Source organism: Paenibacillus alba, from assembly GCF_013204855.1.
Taxonomy (GTDB): domain Bacteria; phylum Bacillota; class Bacilli; order Paenibacillales; family NBRC-103111; genus Paenibacillus_E; species Paenibacillus_E alba.
The window spans coordinates 14,396-34,961 of sequence record NZ_JABMKZ010000059.1 but is presented as its reverse complement, the minus strand read 5'-3'; the positions used below and the strand labels follow the sequence as shown (position 1 = coordinate 34,961).

The following is a 20,566-nucleotide window of genomic DNA, read 5'->3' as shown; positions in this document are numbered from 1 at the left end:
GGGATAGTGAAGCAGACAGGTCTGTGTCTATAATCACTATCCCATTGGCCAGGTGGGAGTCTGAAGATACAGCCTGAGGGAAGGGGATAGTGCAGATAGGTCAGTGTCTATGCTCACTATCGCATGGCTCAGGGGGAGTTCTGGGAAACAACCTGAGGGAAAGGGATAGTGGTTGTTGGTGCCAAAGAACCCGAAACATTAGGTCTCGGGTTCTTTGTGCTGTGGCTGATCAATCCCAGCGTTACTTAGGATTTACTTTTGCTCGTTGGCCAGTTCGGCCAGTGACTTCACCTTGCCATGTGGATGCACGGCTTGTTTGCGGCTTTTCCAAGCAGATTCTTCGCGGCGTTTTGAGTGGCTCATGGTTGGAAACCTCCCTGGTCATATGGTGGGTGCTGCTCTTATAAAGTGTGAAACAACAACCGTTACTATGCAGCCGCGCGGCATGCAAAAAACGCCACAAGACCCGTGAAGGTCCTGTGGCGTTTGGAAAGATCTATTCCGTCGCAACGGATTGGTCAGCTTGCATGTTGACCGGAGAAATCCGGATGAAGTTAGCTTCCAGGTTGCTTAGCAAACCTTCAACTTTAGCTGCTGCTTCGGCTTGACCGGAGTTAGCAAGCTCAGCGTGGTAAGCTGTGAGCAATTCTGTCAGATCTTTTTTGCTTTGTACACCAATGGTCTCAAGTTTAACTTTAGCACCTTTGGCGATACGACGCTCGATTGCTGCTTGATCAAGACCCATTTCTGGTACGAGACGTTGGTAGATTACGCCACCTGTCATCCCTGCACAGATCCATGGACCCGGATCGCCCATAACGACGGCGCGGCCGTTTGTCATGTACTCAAATGCGAAGCCTTTGAGGTTGGCGCGAGCGGCAAGTCCGCCGAGCTCGTCTTGAAGTGGTGTCGTGATCTCGCCGCCAAATACAACGTCAGCACCGGAGAAACGGATACATGCACGCGTATCTGCGCTGCCTTGGATCAAGAACAAACCTTTTTGAGCGCCGTAACCGAAGGATTTACCAACGCTGCCATTGATGAAGGTGTTGTTTTTGCCAAGTGCTTTGACGATGGCGACTTTACCGCCGAAGGCCATTTTACCAAGACCGTCTTCAGCACCGCCGTGAACGGTAATGTCTACGCCGCGAGCATTGAACGCAGCCAGACCGTTACCTGGTACGGAACCATCGATAAAGTTCAATTTAACTGTCGGCAATGCATCGTAGCTGCCGTCGAAGCGGTCTCTTACGCGATGGCTGGAGTAACGAGCTCCGAGAATACGGGACTCGGCATCCACTTTGGACCAGTTGCGTACGATTGGAGCATCCAATGCCAAGGAATCCGGGAAGAATTCTTGACCTTCAGCGCCAGCCGCGATACGGATATCGGACGATACAGCCGCTTCTTCCATCGCTCGTTCTGCAGCCGAGATGAACTGCAGTGGAGCTGGACGAAGAATGTCGGACAAATCAATGCGATCAACGTGGCTGATTTGTTCCAATAGATCGGAACGGCCAACGAGTTCTTGTAAGCTTTTGAAACCAAGGGAAGCAACGACTTCACGAACTTCTTCGCCGATACCGCCGAACAAACGAACCAAGCTGTCAACAGCGACGTCGAATTGACGCGGTACGAAACGACGAAGACCTTTTTCTTCGGCTTCTTCCATGGAGTCGATTTGTGTTGCGATACCAACGTGACAAGTATCCAAGTGACAACCACGGCAAGTAGTACAACCGATCGATTGCATTGCGATACTGCCAAAGCCTGCGCGGTTTGCACCGAGCATAACCATTTTAACAACGTCAGCACCTGATTTCAGACCGCCATCGGACCACAGCTCCACGCGGTGACGAAGACCAGCTTCAATCAAAGCAACGTGTGCCAATTTCGTTCCGATTTCTGTTGGAAGACCAACGTGTGTCAAGGAGTGAATACGAGCCGCCCCTGTACCGCCGTCGAAGCCGGAGAGGGTGATTACGTCAGCGCCTGCTTTCGCGACACCAACTGCAATCGTACCGATACCAGGAACAACCGGAATTTTGACGATGATTTTGGCTTTACGACCGCTGCCTTCTTTAAGCTCGGAAATGATTTGTGCCAAATCCTCGATGGAATAAATATCGTGGTTGTTGGAAGGCGAGATCAAGTCAGAACCGATAGTTGCGTTACGAGCCGCAGCGATTTTCGCTGTTACTTTGGAACCTGGCAAGTGACCGCCTTCGCCTGGCTTTGCCCCTTGACCGATTTTGATCTCAAGGAAAGCTACGGCGTTAGCCAGCTCAATGTTAACACCGAAACGACCGGATGCAACTTGCGCACCACGTGTTGTTTTGTAACGGCCAAGCATATCTTTAATCTCTCCGCCCTCGCCGTTCATGGTCACCATGTTCAAGCGATCGCCGGCTTCAGCGTAGGCACGGAAAGCTGTTTCGTTTTGTGAACCGAAGGACATGGAAGAGATCAACATCGGCAAGGAATGACCGCCAATGGAGATATCAACTTGAGACGGGTCAAGTGCTTTGCGACCATCGCTCAAAGCTTTCTCTACATTAAATCCAGCAATATGACGAATGGAAATCGGGTTCTTCTTCTCTTCTTCACGCAGTTTGTCGCGGTAGTCGCTGTAAGGAGCTGTTCCGGAAGCCGCATCGCCTAATGCTTTCCACATACGTTGGAAGAAACGGAAGTTTTTCGCTGCTTTCGCTTTTGGATTCGTGAAGTCGTTGTAACGAGCTTCAGCATCCGCTTCAAGCACTGCGAAGCCTGTTCCTGCTTTTTCGCTGCCCAGGTAGTTCACGATATCCAGCACCTCAGCAACTTCCGGATGGAAGCCGATGGAGGAGAAGAAGCGTGTGTAACCGCGAAGCTCATGTGTACCGATGGTGGAGATGACTTTCTCCAAGCCTTTGGATAGAGCTGCGTATACTTTGCGTGCTGCTGCTGCGTTGCCTTCTTTGTCAGAAGCTGTTGAGAACAACAGATAAGGTGAAATAACGTCGGCTCCAAGTCCGCAAGCAACCGCGATATCATGCAGGCTGCGGATGGCAGCGGAACGCAGGATCAAAGTTACATGACGGCGAAGGTTGTCGCCAAAGCCTAGTTTTTCCGCGCGAAGTGCGATGTCGATTTTGGAAACAGCCAAGTGCGGCTCCAACCACAAGCGATCATTCTGGTGTGAGTCAGCATCGTCGAGAACGAGCAGCGCTGCGCCATTGCGAGCAGCGGAGATTGCGTCAGCAGCTAATTTATCCAATCCTTCGCTGAGCGAAGTTCCTCTTGCGAAAGTAGCGGAAAGAACGGCAACTTTGTTATCCCCTTGTGCACGGAACAAGGCAAGCAATTGCTCATACGATGGCTGGGACAAATGTTCTTCACTGTCGACACCGTTCGTACCTTCAAGCACGAGTGGAGCCAGCAGCTCAAAACGCAGGTTCTCATCTACTTGTGCATAAACAGGGGTACGCGTACCGGCAATAACACGTGTCGAGAAATGCTCCATCTCACGGTCACGGTCAATCGCAGGGTTGGTAACAACGGCTACGCTCTCTTTAATGAAGTCAGGCACATTCTGGCGCTCCCATGCAAGAGCAGCATGAGGTGAATCGTGACCTAGGGAACGGATCGGTTCAGCACCGGTTTCGGACATCGTTTCGATATGTTGAATACCGTCACGGTCCCAACCGAATGCACTGTACACTTGATCCGTTGCGACAATGTTATCGTTGAGCTCAGCTTGTGCATCTGTTTTGGTCGGATTCAGATATTTGCGAAGACCGCCAATATTCAGACGTTTGCTTGCGCGCTCGTAGACTAACGTTTGAACTTCATGGTAAGGAATGACTTGAACGTGTTCGCCTGGTGTCAGCACAACGCCCACTTTCTCACCTGGTGCAATCGGTTTTGGATCAGCCACCATCTCGCCAACCGTGATAACGCCTTGCTCAGAAGAGAAGTACAGGGAAGTATCGCTCTCTACCATCCATACCGGACGAAGACCGAGGGCGTCTACGCTGAAAATACATTCATTGCCGTAACGGGAAACGATCCCCGCAGGACCTTGAGCAAAATGGCCCCAGACTTGACGATAGTACACATATAAATCTTGAAGTTCCGGACGGAATTGTTTCATTTCATTAATAATAGGAGGGAATACCATTTCCATCGCTTCAAAAAGCGATAAACCAAAGCGGTGGATGAATGTTTCAATCGTTCTGTTCATGTCTTGGGAGTCAGAGCCGCCGCTAACGAGCGGAACGCCAACCATGTCGGCTTCAATACGAAGTTTTTTCACGGTATTGATTTCACCATTGTGTCCAAGAAGAGAGAACGGTTGAACACGGAAGAAACTGGATAAGGTGTTAGTGGAGTAACGGTTGTGACCGATGGTAACTTGGGAAGCAAATAAAGCATCGCGGGTATCGTTGAAATATTTCGGAAGAATGCTTGCGGCTCCAAGCACTTTGTAAGCAGAAGTTACATTGCTAAGGGTTGCTACGTGAACATTGTATTTGTCTTCAATGGCGATGTGCAGCTCAAAAAGGTGATCAGCTACTTGGCCTTCTGTTTTGTTGCTAATCCCGGCAATTTGCCAGAACGTAGGCTCATCGTTCAAACCGTTAGGTCCTAGAACGCTGCTGTCTACTTGGTTCTCTTGCTCGAGGATAATGGACACATCATGTGAAGCGAAGAGCTCCCGAATGCCATTTTGGATCTCGGTAACAGTCAGGTCAAGTTTGCGCGGAACAAAGATATGTCCAACAGAAAAACGGTTGTCGTAGGCAAGTTTGCCGTCTTGGCCCGCATCTGTTAATTTCTTTTCCCAAAGAGCACGCGGAATATCCGTTAAAATACCGCAACCATCGCCCTCGCCGTTGATAAAACCTGAACGATGTTCCATTTTTACAAGGGCATCAATCGTTTTTTGGATGTTATCACGGGAAGGATGGCCGTTCTTTTCAATAATACAAATAATACCGCAGCTGTCGTGTTCAGTTCCTAGTAAATCTTGAAAACGGCCTTCATTACGCATAATTTCATTCATTGCTCAGGTCAGTCGCCTGACCGTCACCTCCCATACATATTTAAACTCCTCTTGTACTGCATTTTTTGCATTCTGGCACTATTGAGCCCGCAACTCTAAGCATTTTCGAGGAATAACCACAAAAGGGTTAAAACCGAAATATGCACGAATATGAATAAAAATGCAATCTACCTGAATAGTATGTCAATTTCAAAGGGGTTACTCCTTTAAAATGAGACACTACTCGACCCGTCTTAAAGTAGGGCATCACACACAAAATTCAATCTTGAATTTGTAAATCATGCCCTAACTTTCTAGGAAAATACTGTGAAAACAAGACTTTTCAAGAAAAGGGTAAAAGTAATCTTAGAATAGCATGAAAAACTTGATCCGACAATAGTTGCAGAGCGAAAAGACGAATGTAAGCGTTACCTTTTGTGTATATTACTGAATAAAACCCAATAATTCCTAGCTTGGGGTGCTCTTAAAATACGAACGAACTATGATCAAGGTGGGATCATAGTTCGTTTTTGGGACATGTTGGCAGTTTCGGTAAATCATAATTGTTTGTGCAGGAAATCTTGCAGATTAGGAAACCGCAGAAATATAGGTTAGGTCTTTTATGGTTGATGTGCATACATTTGTCTGAATAATCCAATGGAAGCAAATCGTGCAGAAATGCGGATTTTTGCTAACGACAGTGCGCTGTTAGATGAATTTAGCGGGTTTTCATCGTTTTGAAAGCCTTATCGGCGGCATCCAGTGTTTGCGCAACATCGTCATCGGTATGGGCCAGCGTCATAAACCAAGCCTCATATTTGGAAGGTGCGAGATTAATGCCTTGTTCCAGCATGAGCCGGAAGAAATCTGCGAAGCGTTCGCCATCCGTATCCTGCGCTTCGTCGAAGTTCGTGACGGGGTGGTCGCAGAAGTGGGTGGAGAAGGCGCCGCCGATGCGATTCAGCGTCAGAGGGATGCCGTGACGGGCGGCGGATTCCGCGATGCCGCCCGCTAAGGTTGCGCCAAGCTGCTCAAGCTTGGCATAGACACCAGCCTGCTGGAGTACCTCCAGGCAGGCGATGCCGGCCGAGATGGAGGCGGGATTTCCCGCCATCGTGCCGGCCTGATATGCAGGTCCAAGCGGAGCGACCTGCTCCATCACGGCCTTGCGGCCCCCGTAGGCACCGATCGGCAGTCCGCCGCCGATCACTTTGCCGAGGGCCGTAAGGTCCGGCTCGACGGCGGCGAAGCGCGCCGCCGCCTCGGCTGTGCCGCCTTCCACAAGAGGGAGGCCGGCATAGGTTTGTGCCGCTCCATAATGGAAGCGGAACGCTGTGATGACCTCGTCGTAGATGACGAGGGCGCCGTGTTTGCGAGCAGCTGCGCAGAGCTGCTCGAGGTAGCCGGCATGGGGCATGACCATGCCGAAGTTGCCGACGATGGGTTCCACCATCACCGCGGCGATCTCTTCACCCCAACGCGCAAGCGCGGCTTCCAGTGCCGGAATGTCATTGAACGGCACGGTGATGACCTCTTGCGCGATGCTTGCCGGTACGCCGGCGCTGTCCGGCGTGCCCAGCGTGGACGGCCCGGAGCCCGCGGCCACGAGCACTAGGTCCGAGTGGCCGTGGTAGCACCCGGCGAACTTAATGAGCTTGGTGCGCTTCGTGAAAGCGCGCGCCACACGGATCGTCGTCATCACGGCCTCAGTGCCGGAGTTGACGAAGCGTACTTTGTCCAGCGAGGGAATCGCGGACTTCAGCATCTTGGCGAACTCGATTTCGAGTTCGGTCGGAGTGCCGTACAGCGTGCCGTTCTGTGCGGCGCGGCAAATCGCTTCGGTCACATGCGGGTGCGCGTGACCGGTAATGATAGGGCCGTAGGCGGCGAGGTAGTCAATGAAGCGATTTCCGTCTACATCCCAGAAGTGTGCGCCCTGCGCACGCTTCATGAAGACGGGAGCGCCGCCGCCGACAGCCTTGAATGAGCGGGAAGGCGAATTGACGCCGCCCACAATATGTTGAAGTGCCTCTTGATACAATTGTTCAGATTGTTTGCGTTCCATAAGAAGAATCATTCCTTTGCCTAATAAATCCTATTTAAGAAGCTATTGCTTCGTGGTCTTCACCGAAGACTTTGGTGTAGGGGATGGTGATGGCTTCGTCGGACCTGAATCGGCTTCCGCTGTTCCTGCGAATAAGTCCTTCACATATTGCTGCAGCTTGTCTTTATTCGCTGTAATGACTTCTGCGCCGCGGACGTTCTTCTCAATTAGCAAGTCGCTTGGCGGCAGTTGGGAACTGACAATGCCGTCTGCTTTGGCTTCATAGCCAAGTGAAGCCAGCTTGAGCATGTCCGCAACAGCGAGATTGGTATCAATGTAAGGGTCCATCGCATTGAGAATTTTTGGCAGCTTGATCAGCGAAGAGGTTGTCTGCATTTTCTGTACAACAGCGGTTAAGAACTTCCGTTGTCTTTCGGTGCGCGTGAAGTCAGACAAGGCATCATGACGGAATCGGACATATTGCAGGGCCGTTTTGCCATCGAGATGCTGCATCCCTTTTTTCAAATTAATATCATACACATGATCGTCCTCGGAATCGGAATATTTCATATCCTTTTCAACATCAATGTCGATGCCGCCAACGGCGTCAATAAGTGCGATGAAGCCTACGAAATCCGTGTACACATAGTACTGAATCGGGATGCCCAGCAGGTCGCTGACTGTTTTCATTGCCAAATTCGGGCCGCCTGTCGTAATCGCCGTATTGATCCGGTCCTCGCCTTCGCCCGGGATTTTGACATAGGTATCACGCAGGATGGAGAAAAGATAGGCTTTCTTGGTGACCGGGTCAATCGATGCGAGCATGATGCTGTCTGAGCGCGGAAGCTCATTTTTCTTCATTCCACGTGAATCTCCGCCTAAGAGGAGGATGTTCACGCGCTGTTTGCCCTCCCACTTCGGAGGGGTATATTTCTCGCCCTTGTCTTTGACGCTCTGGGCAATCATAGTGCCGCCACCAACCTTCGGTGTTTCGGATTTATGATTAATATTGTTCGCAAATTGATAAAAAGAATAGGAATAATAACCAGCTACTACGATAAGCAGCAAGGCTATCAGGAGCAAGGTTCGTTTTACGATTTTCAAATTATGTTTGGCTCCTTTCAAGGGTTATATAATCTGTACTTTTTTTTCTTACAGAATTCATGTATCATGAGTTTGGTGACTTTGTATTTATAATTCATCGTTATGATCCATATTATAGATGCTACGAAACTTCGATAGCAAGTTAAGGCGATTTTTGCCGCAATATGTAGCCGAGTCTACAAGGACAGGGGGGACGTTTATGTTAGCCATAGATGTTGATTTACTTCGCAAGGATTTTCAGGTTCAGCAAAGCCGCGGGGGCTTAAAAGGTGCTTTCCAAGATTTGTTTCATAGAGAATACAAACATATCACTGCTGTGAAAGACATCAGTTTCCAAATTCCAAAAGGCGAAATTTGTGGATATATTGGAGAAAATGGGGCGGGCAAGTCGACGACGATCAAGATGCTTACGGGCATTCTCGCACCCACCTCGGGACATATCAAAGTCAACGGCTTCGTTCCATTTAAAGAGCGTGAAAAGTTCGTGGCCGGGATCGGTGTTGTTTTCGGTCAGCGCAGCCAGCTTTGGTGGGATATTGGCGTTGTTGAATCTTTTCAATTATTGAAGAAAGTGTACCGTGTTTCGGAAGCTGATTACAAAAAAAGGCTGGATGAACTCGTTGATCGTCTGCAATTATCCGATTTATTGTCGCGGCCTGTACGCAAATTGAGCCTAGGACAGCGGATGCGCTGTGAACTAGCCGCCTCCCTTCTTCATAATCCAGCAATCTTGTTCTTGGATGAGCCAACCATTGGACTGGATATCGTTGTCAAAACCGAAATTCGCGAGTTTCTCAAATCACTGAATCAACGGTATGAAACGACGATTTTGCTAACCACGCACGATTTGCAAGACATTGAAGCTCTTTGCTCGCGTGTGATTATGCTGGATGATGGACGAATTATTTATGATGGCGGTCTGGAAGAACTGAAAGTGAAGTGGGGAAAAGGCAAAGAAGTCGTCCTCCAATTCGAAAATCCGATTACACTTGCCCGTCTTCAAGAGCTGACGCTAGGCATGGATGTCGCTTGGCAGCTAGAAAATGAATTATCCGCCAAAGTTTTCATTCCTCATGAGCGCGCCAATGTTTCGGAGGTCCTGAGCCGCGTCGTTGGCGTTTTACAAATCCAAGATATCAAGATCAATGAAACGAATACCGACGATATCGTCCGCGAAATCTACAAGTCTGGGTCTGCCGATGTGAAACGTCCGAAAGAAGCGGAACAGCCAGAGGGAGTCACTTCCCATGCTTAGTGCTTATTTAGAAGTTGTTCGCATGCGGTTTCTCATGATGCTGGCCTACCGTGTGAATTACTATAGCGGCATTTTGATCTATGCGCTTAATATTGGTTCTTATTATTTTGTTTATAAAGCGATTTATGGCGAGCAAGATATCCTTGGCGGCTTAACGCTGGGCCAGATGACGACTTATGTCGCCGTTTCTTGGATGGGCCGCGCTTTTTACTTCAATAATCTGGATCGCGAAATCGCAAGTGAAATCCGCGATGGCAGCGTAGCGATTCAATTCATTCGTCCATACAATTATGTTTTCGTGAAAATGATGCAGGGACTCGGCGAAGGCGTATTCCGCCTGCTTCTCTTCACAACACCAGGCATGCTCTTCATCTGGCTGCTGCTGCCGATTCAATTTCCGACAGACCCGGGATTATGGGCGATTTACTTCGTGATGTTGTTTTTCAGCTTCCTGATTAATACGCAGCTCAATATTATTACCGGCTTGTTTGCCTTCTTTTTGGAAAATAATGAAGGCTTGATGCGGATGAAACGCATTGCCGTAGATCTGTTCTCCGGTTTAATTATCCCGGTTACTTTCTTCCCAGGCTGGTTCGGATCACTTCTGAAGTGGCTGCCGTTTCAAGCGATTACTTACCTGCCGAGCGCTACGTTTACAGGGAAAATTACAGGCTCTGAGATCGTATCTAGCCTAGGCATCCAGGCTGCCTGGTTCTTGCTTTTAATCATTCCGATTTATGCCCTATGGGTGAAATCCAAAACACGTTTATTTGTACAGGGAGGGTAACCAAATGTTCTATATCTCCCTTGTTGCTGACTATCTCAAAAATTATATGAAGACTCGTCTCACCTACCGATCTGATTTCTGGATTGAGGTTATCTCCGATTTGTTGTTCAATGGTTTGAACCTTTTCTTTATTCTTGTCGTATTTCTCCAAACGCAATCGCTTGGCGGCTGGAATCAAGAACAAATTTTGTTCATCTACGGTTATTTTATGATCCCGTATGGCATATTTATTTCCTTTTTTAACTTATGGGGCTTTAGTGAGCGTTATATTGTTAAAGGGGAAATGGATCGCATCCTGACACGGCCTGCCTACAATTTATGGCAGCTGATGCTGGAGAATATGGATCCGGCTTCGCTGTTTAGTGCGGTAGCTGGGTTTGTTGTAATGATTTACTCCTGGGTTAAGCTGGAACTTCCGTTTCATTGGCACGATCCGCTGATCCTCCTGCTCATGGTGATTGGTTCTATTCTGATTTATGCAGGAGTATACATTTCGCTGACGGCGCTGGCCTTTTTCTCCGATGCGCCAACGGGTATTCTTCCGCTGATTTGGAATATCCAGAACTATGGCCGGTATCCGGCGACGATTTATAATAAATTGCTGCGCAGCATTTTGACGTGGATTCTTCCTTTTGCGTTTGTTGGCTTTTATCCAGCTGCGTACTTCATTGACCCAGCGAACTGGAAGTGGTTTGCGCTGCTGACCCCGATCATGGGTATTGTATTCAGCTTCATCGGCATTACAATTTGGAATATTGGCGTCAAACGTTACCGCGGTGCGGGATCGTAGGGGCTGCCCCAAGCATTCGCTATAAGCGCTTAATGGAAAAGGGACTGCATCCCAGGGTTGAATATAACCTTAGGTGCAGTCCCTTTTTGGCAGGCCTCTGTTCAAAGCGATTTGCGGATGACCTTTTTGTAGTGTTGCACGGATAGAATCCCGAATATCGAATACAGGGCTGTATAAAGCACCATGACGATCATCATAGGCGTCCAGAGCTCCCCACCGAATAGAAACCAGCCGGATTGGACGGCAAAATAGCTGTGCAGCAGCCCGACGATCAGCGGAATACCAAAATTAAATAGCTGTTTAAGCTTAATTCCTTTTAGTAAATCGTTTTGTGTAAAACCAAGCTTTCTAAGAATCGTGTACGTCGGTTTCTCATCTTCACTTTCATCCATTTGCTTGAAGTATAGAATACAACCGGATGTAATCAAGAAAGTGAGCCCTAGGAACCCCACGATAAACATGATGAGACCCATACTGTTCTTCTGGTCACTGGCAATCTTTTGACGGGAGTCATACGAGCGATTTTTGTCAAAGCCAAGCTCTTTGAAAATGTGATCGGCGGCTTGGAGCTCCGCTTCCTTCTCAATATCAATCCCCATATAAAGGGAATATTTTCTTTGAATCACAGGATCAAGGTCCTGCTTCAAGCGGTTGAAGACCGATTCGTCCACGATAGCTGTTGGGAGACTGCCATTTGAAAAGTACCAGGATATGACAGACTGCTTCTTCGAGCCGAGATACGTCTGGGGGATTACAACCTGCTGCCCGCTAAATTGAATTTGGCCGGAATTTTTGAAGCTCATGAATTTGTTCATCAGGTCATTTGTCCCCGTGAACAGTGTCTCATCAGCTGACAGGTCAATCCCTGGCGTATTCTTATCACTGATAACGGAAATCGTCATGGAGCTTGGATCTTGCAGAAGTCCTTTCATATTGGAGGCCATAATTCCTTTTAAATTAGCTTTGGTTTGGATGACCTCCATTGTCGTATCCGTATGTTTAATTCGTTGAGCATCTAAAGCAGCTTTAAATTTGTCGGCATCTTCAATGTTGGTGATAGAAAAGTTGGCTGGTACATTGTCTTTGGCTGTTTTTTCCGCAGAGTAATAGGAAATGTAGCTTAACGAAAGCAAGCCGATGGCGAGTGCGGATACCGTTGTAATTACCGTCAATAACAAAGCATTTGATTTCATGCGAAACATGATGGACGACAGCGACAAGACTTCCCGCACGTTTAAATATCCATTTTTATTTTTTCGAATGAGATTAAGAATCAAACGGACGGAGCCTTTATAGAACAGATACGTACCGATAATGACGGAGCCCAGGATAAAGATCATAGCCGAAAAAAGGGCCATCATGGTCGTGAAATCCCCGCTGAACAGCTTCGAGGACACGTAATACCCTGACAAAATAAGAAGTAACCCAAACATCCCAAGCAGCGCTTCCGAGAGGGACATCTTTTTCACTTTAATTTCTGTTGAAGTCGAAACACGGAACAACGAGAGAATGGTCTGTCTTTTAATGAACACGTAGTTGACCAGCATAATAAACACATAGACGGCGCCAAACACAAGGACGGTCTGAAGCAGGGCTTGTAAGGAAAAATGAAGCGAAGCGACAGCTTCAACGCCTGTTATATGGAATAAAATCATCAGGATAAGCTTGGATACGGAAAATCCGATGAACGTTCCGACAAGCAAGGACCCGAAATAAAGGATAAAGTTTTCCGCGCTTAGAATGCGAAAGATGGCCATTTTCGTCATTCCGATTAATTGCAATAAGCCAATTTCTTTGCTGCGCCTTTTTACGAAAATATTATTAGCGTATAGATTGAAGATGGCTACGATCGCGATAAGCAGGATAGAGGCGGCTTTGATCGCCGCGGCGCCTTTAATAGAGCCCTTGGCTTGATCCAAGGCGGGGTCAAACTGTAAGGTGACAAAGGCGAAATAAAGCGCAACGCTGAACATTAAGGCAAATACATAGAGGTAGTAATGCTTGATATTGGCTTTCAAATTTTGAAAAATCAGCTGGTTAATGCTCATCCTGCACCCCACCCAGGACGGCCTGCGTTTTCATGATCGCTTGAAAGAAGGTCTGTCTAGTTTCTTGACCTTTATAGAGCTGGGTATAAATTTGTCCGTCTTTAATGAAAATAACCCTGCTCCCGTAACTGGCCGCGACCGAATCGTGAGTGACCATGACGATCGTCGCATGACGTTTCTGATTGAGCTCGCTTAGCTTGTTAAGCAAGTCGGAAGCGGATTTGGAATCGAGCGCCCCGGTAGGCTCGTCAGCGAAAATAATGCTCGGCTCATGCACGAATGCTCTAGCCGCTGAGGTGCGTTGTTTCTGTCCGCCTGAGATCTCGTTAGGGTATTTATCCTTGATTTCATAGATGCCAAGCTCTGTGGCAACCGCCTCGAACTTGTGATGGGCTTCTTGCTTCGACGCTTTGGTAATGGACAACGGCAGCAGGATATTCTCCTTTACCGTTAGGGTATCGAGCAAATTGTAGTCTTGAAAAATAAAGCCCAGATGATGTTTGCGGAATTCAGCCAGCTCTTTCTCTTTCAGGGTAGTGATTTCCTTGCCTTCAATCTGGACGGAACCTTGACTTACTCTGTCGATCGAGGAGAGCACCTGAAGAAGGGTCGTCTTGCCTGAGCCAGAAGCACCCATGATACTGACGAATTCCCCTTTGGCAATGCTCATATCCAGACCTTTCAATACCTCTTGCTTATTGAATTTATTGCCGTAGCTTTTGTGAATCTTCACAGCTTCTAAGATATTCATCCCACACACTCCTTTATTCGATAGCTTTATTATAAAAAGCTGGGCTGCGTTTTTCCTGCGATTGGCCGAACAAAGCAGAAAGGCATGTGACAATAATGTCACATGCCCGTAATGCGCAAGGCTTCATTGGGTTGCGGGAACGTGAGTGTGAAGGTTGTTCCCACGCCGACTTCTGAATGGACTGCCATTTGAATGAGCATAGCTTCAGCGGCCTTTTTGGCTAAATATAAGCCCATTCCCGTTGCTGCATGGTCCTGATGCCAAGTCGTGGAAGTAAAACCTTTATCAAAGATACGCGGCAGATCTTTGGGATCAATGCCACGCCCATTATCTTGCACTTCCAGGAAGACCCGCTCATCCCGACGGAAACTCCGCACGACGATATCCGAAGAGTGGCTTTCACTGTACTTCACCGCATTCGTGATGAGCTGCCGCAGAATGAAAGCGAGCCATTTGGCATCGCTCAGCACATCGGTAATCTCGAATTGCAGGTCAAAGCCAATCCCTTTCTGAATACACCAGGATTTCAATGTCTTAATCTCTGCATAAGTAATGGTTTCCAAATCCATATGCTCGATATACAGATCGTTCTCCATGGAGGGCAAACGCTTCTGATGAAGCTGCTGGTCCAGCAGCAAATGAATCCGCAGCCACTCATAGGTCAAAGCGGCTTTCATCGTTTCATCGTCCAAGCGGTCTATCATTAAACGCATGGCGGTCAGCGGCGTCTTTACTTCGTGAATCCAAGACAACAGCTCGTCTTTCTCTTGTTCGAGTGTGAGCTGATGACCCGAGGCAGAAAGACTTAATCGTGCGGTTAGATTGCTCATGCTGGTCTCGACAATATGTTCAAAGGGGCTTTCTGCGTCGGCGGCAATGGAGAGATCGAGAGTACTCTCCCGCTCTTTCAGCTGCTTGAAGAATCTCGTTTCTTTGTTATAGCGAATAACCAGGAAGATAGCGAACAAGGTTGTTGTCAGAAAGACAATATAGAGTATAGGCAGGAAGGGAATCTCATAATCCAGATAAGCGATCAAGAGGAACAGCAGCTGCCCGAACAGAACGAGCAGAATCCAGCTAAGCCGTTCTTTCACATAGGCTCTAATCATGGAAATGAGCTTCTTCCGTAGCAAGATAGCCTTGTCCGACCTTTGTTTCGATAAAACGGCCTAAATCAAGCTCGTCCAACCTTTTCCGTAATCGATTAACATTCACGGTCAAGGTATTGTCGCTTACGAAACGCTGGTCATCCCATAAGCTGTTTATCATTTCTTCCCTGCTCACAATGTTGTTCTTGCGTTCTATGAGCAGCTTAAGAATATAAATTTCATTTTTGGTTAATTCAATTGCTCCCATCTGATTGGTGACCGTGTTTTTCTCATAATCAATCGTTGCGCCGCACCAGGTTTTGAGCTTCATGGGTTCCGTATTATAATTATAAACACGCCTAAGAATCGCGTGGAGCTTGGCAATGAGCACGTCGAAATGGAACGGTTTCTGGATGAAATCATCTGCGCCAAGCTGCATCGACATGACCATATCCGTAGGATGATCGCGAGAAGACAGGAATACGATCGGAACGTTGGAATGGGTTCGAATCATGCGGCACCAATGGAAGCCATCGAATTTGGGCAGCTGAATATCGATGATAACGAGATCCGGCTTCAAGGATATGAACTCTTCAACGACCCGGTTAAAATCTGTAATCCCATGGACATCATAGGACCATTGGGCCAGCCTGATTTTAATTTCAGCGAAGAGAGTAGCATCATCTTCAACGAGCATTATTTTAAACAAAAGGAATCCCCCGCTTTGAGCCAAATTTCTAAATCCCATTGTAATGGAAAAGAACGGCTTGTGCGAGTGTCGCCTGTTTCGCATCCCGCCATTTGGGTAATAATCATGTGGTTAACTAATTAAGATGAAGGAGAAGCTTGCTGCATGAGAACTGAATCTTTCCATCGCGTGCAACAGAGGTTTTTTTCCGCGAAACCGTTTCTATTTGCCCATTCGCTTTCTTCCAGTAGGTATGTAGGCATTGTCCTGCTTCTGGCGATAGGAGTTAGATTAGCCTGGGTGTTAGCGATTGATACGCAGCCTGCATCGGACTTTTTATTTATGCATACAGCCGCGTTGCAAGTGGCCGAAGGGAAGTATCTATTCCGTGACTCCGAGTATTTCCTCACCTGGGCTTACCAGATTGGTTTTACCCTCTATGAGGCTCTTATTATTCACTTATTGGGTACAAATCTTATTTTTCTCAAATTATTTAATATCCTATTTAGTGTGGGAACGGCCTATTTGTTATATGTAATCGCCACTCATGTATTTAACCCGGCTTGCGGACGAATTGCCATGCTTTTTTACGCGATGTACGTCCCTAATATTATTCTTTGCTCGGTTCTGACGAATCAGCATATTTCCACGTTTTTATTTGTTCTGGGATGTTACTTTGTCGTACGTAAAGGGCTGGCTGCTAAATATGATTGGCTGCTTGTCAGTGTATGCTGGGCACTTGGGAATATGTTCAGACCGCTGGGAAGCTTTTATCTTGTTGGATTTCTGGTGTATACCGCAGTGTTCCAAATCTACACCCGATATAAGAAGAACAAAAGGCCGCGAATGGCTAAGGCTCTGGGCGTGCTGCTCGTTTATTTGATCATGCAGCAGCTTATTAGTTATGCCTTTGTGAATACGAGCTTTATTCAGGTACCGCTAGCGAACAAGGAGCCTTACTGGAAATTTGTAGTTGGTCTCAATGAATCTACTTTGGGCAGCTGGTCTTTAGAGGATGATAGAGCTGTAGCCCTGTACTCTGTAGGGGAGGAGCGGAACCGCAAAGAGCTTCAGATGATTGGGGAGAGACTAGAGGATAACTCGCAGCTGTTCGTACTTTTCGCGAAAAAATTTGCTTTGTTCTGGGGCTCCGCGGATACCGCCGTTGATTGGAGCCTGAAGGACCTGGATAAGCCGAAGCTGAGTGTGGTGCTGATCATTATAGAGCGAGTATCCTATTTGGCGCTTACGCTTTTTGGATTCCTATCCGTTGTCTTTCTTTTACGAAAAAGGGAAAATCCGCAGGTGATGTTCTTTTTGTTATTACTTCTTGGCTATGCGGCGCTGCATTTGGTGATTGAAATTCAAGCGCGTTACCGTTTTGATATTATGCCTTGTCTGTTTATTCTGCAAAGCTATGGTGTGTATGTCTGCATGACATACAAAAAAGAGCGAAGCTGCTTTTAATATGAAATTTGAAACATTTGGTAAAAATGGGCGTCTAAGTGTATGAGAAATCACTTTTGGAAATGGAGAGCCCAAACATGAATACGATTCTTTTATTTCTGTTAGTCGCTTTTGGTATGACGGATTCTGGCACTGTGTCTGATGTGTTGAATCCTCCAGCGAAGGAAGAGGCAGGATATGAATTGCCGTATCCGAACCAAGAAGCGAAGCCTGCTGATTTGCAGAATCAAGTGTTCCAACTGGAGAGCGTATATAGCCGATTTTCTGTCGCACCGATGAATATGGAAGTGTCTATGAAAGGCCAACCTCGGGAAACTCTTCATTTGGAGCTGAGGATATTGGGGAAGCCGCGTGAGGAACTAAGTGATCAGGAAATTAGCCAAATTAGGGAAGCCATCTATAAGGCGGTTGGGAAAAGATTTAATCTGGAGATTACCACGAGGGTCATTCCTAAGGAAGCTGAAATCGTTGGAGCTATTTCCGAAATTGATTCGACCAATCGGCAGGTGCTTATCGTCAATTCGGATAGCGAGAACACAGAGAAGTACTGGGTGAATGTTGTTGATGATATTGTTATCCGTCGTGGTGAGGGGGATGCCAAGTTTGAAGATCTCAAGCTTGGGGATTGGCTTAATGTTTGGAGTACAGGGGCGGTGGCACAAAGCCTTCCGGCTCTAGCAACCGCCCTTGAAATAGAGATCGCAGAACCTCAGGATACAACGCCGAAGGCCCTTGCGACTTTAATGGGAACTGACTTTAAAGATATCAAGCAAATAGATATCCGATTCGGTGATGGGAAAAAGCTGGTCATAACGGATAATGCCATGATTGCCGACATTTCATCCAAGCTGCTTAACATAGAACTTATTCCGTCCCGAGATCAGAGAACAGTTCTTGGATTTCTCTTTTCGATGGAGCTAAGTGTTGGAGATCGCAAGGTGAAGTACGGAAATCCGTTATGGATAGATGGGGTGAAGTATCAACAAACCGTGCTTACGGAAGAACTGAATAAGGATATCGTCAAGTATGGAAGAGCCAATCTTCCGAACCTTCTGCCTGGTATAAAATAATAAAGAGAGCTGCTTGCGAAGTCTTGCGACTTGAAGCAGCTCTTTGCCTTATTCAGGCGTAGGCATCGGATAAGGCTTAGCAGATTTGGCTGCCGCTGGTAAAACAACGTCTACCGGTTGATTCACATCTTGATATGTCATAGACATCGTCATATCCATATGATCGATGGGAAGATCGAGGTCTTCGCCATAAGTAATGATATAGTCGCCGTCCATGCTGACTGGGAGCTTCGTTTGCTCATCTACTGTGACTACAGCGGAGAGGGAAACTGCCATTCCGGCCAGCGCCGGTGAGTCCAAAACCTCTTTGAAGGCGTTTTGACTTCCGCCAAGTCCGCCAAGTGTCTTCACGATATCAGCTGTATTCGTGAGCTTGCCCTGAATCGAAACCTTGCGCTGCTTCTTTCCGTCCTTCTCGGTAGTGCCAAGATCTTTGTAGAAGAAATACGGAGTAACCAGTGTTTTGTTCATCTCAAGACTTTTCTTCTGCAGCTCCATCAGCTGATCGAACGTAAATGGCATTTGCTTGGAGAAATCGTACCATTCGAAGCCGTCATTGGCGGCATTCGGCATATTCATATAAGTTCCTTGGCTGACGGTATATTGGTCTATCTTGATCGTTCTTGGCACCATATCCGAACCTGGGGCTGTTGTGATAATGCTTTGATGGATCCCCTGATCTTTGTTGAAAGTTATATCGGTGTTAGCTTCCGACTGAAGGCTGTCGCCTGGATAGCCGGCACTTGGTTTAAAGAAAATATGCATGTCCATGTTCATATGGGCACGGAACGATTTTAAGTCGGTTGGCGATGTGGGATCGGACACCAACCAAGTCGAAATGGACGAATCCGTGGCTAGCGCTTTTTTGATGGCTGCTCCTGCAACCTCGGTGCTAATGCCTCCGGTTTGGCCAAAATCAACAGCGAAATCGCTTTGCAATTTCGTGCGGGCCTTGCTGTCCGAAAGGCCAAGGAATCGTCCGAGAATGAGCGCGGCTTCATCCTTGCTGACAGCTTGGTCCATCCGGAAGGTACCATCCGAGTAGCCTTGCAGGATTTGACGTTCAAGCATAACGCGCACAACATTCGCATAAGGGGATTGTGTTGTGACATCCGAAGGCAGCTTGGTTTGCATGCTCAGCGGTGCCAGCTTGAGCTCATCCGCAATTTGTTTGATGAATTGCCCGCGTGTAATAGGCAAGCTGTCATTAGGGGATGCAGCCGATACAGAAAGGGTAGGGATTGCTAGAGTTAATCCCAGAATGGTAAGTAAAGATGTTCGTTTGATAGGTATCATGACGATGAATCACTCCTTCAACTTTTATAGCAACCTATATAAATTACCATATTTTTCTTAATGAATGCTAGTCTTGGCAATCATGGTTTGATGTAAAGGGGCAAATGCCGCATAATAGTTCTAGATATCCAAGGGATAAACAGAGGAGAGAGTTTGCAGATGGCCAAGAAGACAGAAATAGAGACAATTAAACGCCTTGCCCCTGATTTTACACTTCCAGCATCGAACGGGAGCAGCGTGTCTTTGCATGATTATAGAGGCAAAAAGCTTGTCATTTACTTTTACCCTCAGGACAATACCCCAACCTGTACACAAGAATCGTGCGATTTCCGCGACTATAACGGCAAATTCGCTGAGCTTGGTGTAGAAGTGATCGGGATCAGTCCGGATGAGCTGAAATCCCATGATAAATTCATTGCGAAGTATGAGCTGCCGTTCTTATTGCTCTCTGACCCTGACCATCAAGTGGCTGAGAAATTCGGAGTGTGGGCGCTCAAGAAACTGTACGGGCGTGAATATATGGGGATTATTCGCTCTACATTCCTCATCGACGAGGAAGGGTATATCGTGAAGGAATGGAGCAAGGTGAGGATTAAGAACCATGTGCAGTCGGTTTTGGAGGCAGTTATGGCATAAGAGAGGGAGCGGGCGGCATAGCTCCGTGCGGAATCTTCGGGGTTCCAGCTTGGTTTTCTTAGTGCGAGAAACCTGCAAGAAACCTGCGGAAAAACTGCGAAAAAACTGCGAAAGTGCAGGGATTTTCGGGTGAATTCGGTTGCAAAGTGGAAATGCCTGCAATTGTGCAGGCATTTTCTTCTTTTCCAGCCTCTTGGTCAGAAAAAGCCTCAAAAAGATGCACAAACGCAGGAATTTCATGTTTGAGGCTATTCTGAGCGTAAAAAGGATGCATAATTGCAGGCTTTTAACAAGCAACTGGAGCTGGACGGCATCAGGGCAACGAGGAAAAAACAAGAGCAAGAGCAAGAGCAAGAGTAAGAGTAAGAGCAAGAGTAAGAGTAAGAGTAAGAGTAAGAGTAAGAGTAAGAGTAAGAGTAAGAGTAAGAGTAAGAGTAAGAGTAAGAGTAAGAGTAAGAGTAAGAGTAAGAGTAAGAGTAAGAGTAAGAGTAAGAGTAAGAGTAAGAGTAAGAGTAA

At 47.2% G+C, this 20,566-nt stretch carries 15 protein-coding genes; 6 read left to right on the top strand and 9 right to left on the bottom strand.

Annotated elements, in window-relative coordinates:
- Positions 1-252: 252 nt before the first annotated feature.
- The 4 genes from HQN90_RS39135 to HQN90_RS36145 form a co-directional block, all read right to left on the bottom strand.
- Positions 253-363, bottom strand: a complete 111-nt coding sequence (locus HQN90_RS39135; protein ID WP_246362996.1) for a DUF6254 family protein — start codon at positions 361-363, stop codon at positions 253-255.
- 133 nt (positions 364-496) lie between these two features.
- Positions 497-5,047: a glutamate synthase-related protein gene (locus tag HQN90_RS36155; protein WP_246362995.1), complete on the bottom strand. Its 4,551-nt coding sequence runs from the start codon at positions 5,045-5,047 to the stop codon at positions 497-499.
- Positions 5,048-5,744: 697 nt separating this feature from the next.
- On the bottom strand, positions 5,745-7,091 hold the full coding sequence (locus HQN90_RS36150; protein ID WP_173227672.1) for a glutamate-1-semialdehyde 2,1-aminomutase: 1,347 nt from the start codon (positions 7,089-7,091) through the stop codon (positions 5,745-5,747).
- A 42-nt stretch (positions 7,092-7,133) separates the two neighbouring features.
- Entirely contained in the window at positions 7,134-8,174 is a 1,041-nt protein-coding gene (locus HQN90_RS36145) for an LCP family protein (protein WP_246362993.1), read from the bottom strand.
- A 199-nt stretch (positions 8,175-8,373) separates the two neighbouring features.
- Here HQN90_RS36145 and HQN90_RS36140 point away from each other — a divergent pair, with 199 nt between their 5' ends.
- From HQN90_RS36140 to HQN90_RS36130, 3 genes are read left to right on the top strand one after another with little or no spacing between them, the layout of a single operon-like run.
- Positions 8,374-9,429 carry an ABC transporter ATP-binding protein gene (locus tag HQN90_RS36140; RefSeq protein WP_079410736.1) on the top strand — a complete coding sequence of 352 codons (1,056 nt, stop codon included), beginning with the start codon at positions 8,374-8,376 and terminating at the stop codon, positions 9,427-9,429.
- Entirely contained in the window at positions 9,422-10,216 is a 795-nt protein-coding gene (locus HQN90_RS36135; protein WP_173227671.1) for an ABC transporter permease, read from the top strand. The genes HQN90_RS36140 and HQN90_RS36135 overlap by 8 nt, the downstream gene beginning before the upstream one ends.
- A gap of 4 nt (positions 10,217-10,220) precedes the next feature.
- On the top strand, positions 10,221-11,006 hold the full coding sequence (locus HQN90_RS36130; protein ID WP_173227670.1) for an ABC transporter permease: 786 nt from the start codon (positions 10,221-10,223) through the stop codon (positions 11,004-11,006).
- A 101-nt stretch (positions 11,007-11,107) separates the two neighbouring features.
- On the opposite strand, the gene HQN90_RS36125 is transcribed toward HQN90_RS36130, so the two are convergent.
- The 4 genes from HQN90_RS36125 to HQN90_RS36110 form a co-directional block, all read right to left on the bottom strand.
- On the bottom strand, positions 11,108-13,054 hold the full coding sequence (locus HQN90_RS36125) for an ABC transporter permease (RefSeq protein ID WP_173227669.1): 1,947 nt from the start codon (positions 13,052-13,054) through the stop codon (positions 11,108-11,110).
- Positions 13,044-13,805 carry an ABC transporter ATP-binding protein gene (locus tag HQN90_RS36120; RefSeq protein WP_173227668.1) on the bottom strand — a complete coding sequence of 254 codons (762 nt, stop codon included), beginning with the start codon at positions 13,803-13,805 and terminating at the stop codon, positions 13,044-13,046. Before HQN90_RS36120 ends, HQN90_RS36125 begins: the two co-directional genes overlap by 11 nt.
- Before the next feature lie 98 nt (positions 13,806-13,903).
- A complete protein-coding gene (locus HQN90_RS36115) occupies positions 13,904-14,914 on the bottom strand; it encodes a sensor histidine kinase (protein WP_173227667.1) in 1,011 nt (336 codons plus the stop codon).
- Positions 14,907-15,602: a response regulator transcription factor gene (locus HQN90_RS36110; RefSeq protein ID WP_173227666.1), complete on the bottom strand. Its 696-nt coding sequence runs from the start codon at positions 15,600-15,602 to the stop codon at positions 14,907-14,909. The genes HQN90_RS36115 and HQN90_RS36110 overlap by 8 nt, the downstream gene beginning before the upstream one ends.
- Before the next feature lie 144 nt (positions 15,603-15,746).
- On the opposite strand from HQN90_RS36110, the gene HQN90_RS36105 reads away from it, so the two are divergent.
- Positions 15,747-17,048 (top strand): ArnT family glycosyltransferase, encoded by a 1,302-nt coding sequence (locus tag HQN90_RS36105; RefSeq protein ID WP_173227665.1) that lies wholly within the window; start codon positions 15,747-15,749, stop codon positions 17,046-17,048.
- A 77-nt stretch (positions 17,049-17,125) separates the two neighbouring features.
- Positions 17,126-18,118, top strand: a complete 993-nt coding sequence (locus tag HQN90_RS36100) for a hypothetical protein (RefSeq protein WP_173227664.1) — start codon at positions 17,126-17,128, stop codon at positions 18,116-18,118.
- 48 nt (positions 18,119-18,166) lie between these two features.
- Here HQN90_RS36100 and HQN90_RS36095 read toward each other — a convergent pair whose 3' ends face one another.
- Positions 18,167-19,414: an S-layer homology domain-containing protein gene (locus HQN90_RS36095; RefSeq protein ID WP_173227663.1), complete on the bottom strand. Its 1,248-nt coding sequence runs from the start codon at positions 19,412-19,414 to the stop codon at positions 18,167-18,169.
- Between the two features lie 159 nt (positions 19,415-19,573).
- Here HQN90_RS36095 and bcp point away from each other — a divergent pair, with 159 nt between their 5' ends.
- The gene (gene bcp / locus HQN90_RS36090; protein WP_173227662.1) at positions 19,574-20,050 is read left to right on the top strand and encodes a thioredoxin-dependent thiol peroxidase; all 477 of its coding nucleotides are present in this window, start codon (positions 19,574-19,576) and stop codon (positions 20,048-20,050) included.
- Positions 20,051-20,566 lie beyond the last annotated feature (516 nt).

Coding starts and splice junctions, on each gene's coding strand:
- HQN90_RS39135 (WP_246362996.1), bottom strand. CDS start 363: ATGAGCCACTCAAAACGCCGCGAAGAATCTGCTTGGAAAAGCCGCAAA.
- HQN90_RS36155 (WP_246362995.1), bottom strand. CDS start 5,047: ATGAATGAAATTATGCGTAATGAAGGCCGTTTTCAAGATTTACTAGGA.
- HQN90_RS36150 (WP_173227672.1), bottom strand. CDS start 7,091: ATGGAACGCAAACAATCTGAACAATTGTATCAAGAGGCACTTCAACAT.
- HQN90_RS36140 (WP_079410736.1), top strand. CDS start 8,374: ATGTTAGCCATAGATGTTGATTTACTTCGCAAGGATTTTCAGGTTCAG.
- HQN90_RS36135 (WP_173227671.1), top strand. CDS start 9,422: ATGCTTAGTGCTTATTTAGAAGTTGTTCGCATGCGGTTTCTCATGATG.
- HQN90_RS36130 (WP_173227670.1), top strand. CDS start 10,221: ATGTTCTATATCTCCCTTGTTGCTGACTATCTCAAAAATTATATGAAG.
- HQN90_RS36125 (WP_173227669.1), bottom strand. CDS start 13,054: ATGAGCATTAACCAGCTGATTTTTCAAAATTTGAAAGCCAATATCAAG.
- HQN90_RS36120 (WP_173227668.1), bottom strand. CDS start 13,805: ATGAATATCTTAGAAGCTGTGAAGATTCACAAAAGCTACGGCAATAAA.
- HQN90_RS36115 (WP_173227667.1), bottom strand. CDS start 14,914: ATGATTAGAGCCTATGTGAAAGAACGGCTTAGCTGGATTCTGCTCGTT.
- HQN90_RS36105 (WP_173227665.1), top strand. CDS start 15,747: ATGAGAACTGAATCTTTCCATCGCGTGCAACAGAGGTTTTTTTCCGCG.
- HQN90_RS36100 (WP_173227664.1), top strand. CDS start 17,126: ATGAATACGATTCTTTTATTTCTGTTAGTCGCTTTTGGTATGACGGAT.
- HQN90_RS36095 (WP_173227663.1), bottom strand. CDS start 19,414: ATGATACCTATCAAACGAACATCTTTACTTACCATTCTGGGATTAACT.
- bcp (WP_173227662.1), top strand. CDS start 19,574: ATGGCCAAGAAGACAGAAATAGAGACAATTAAACGCCTTGCCCCTGAT.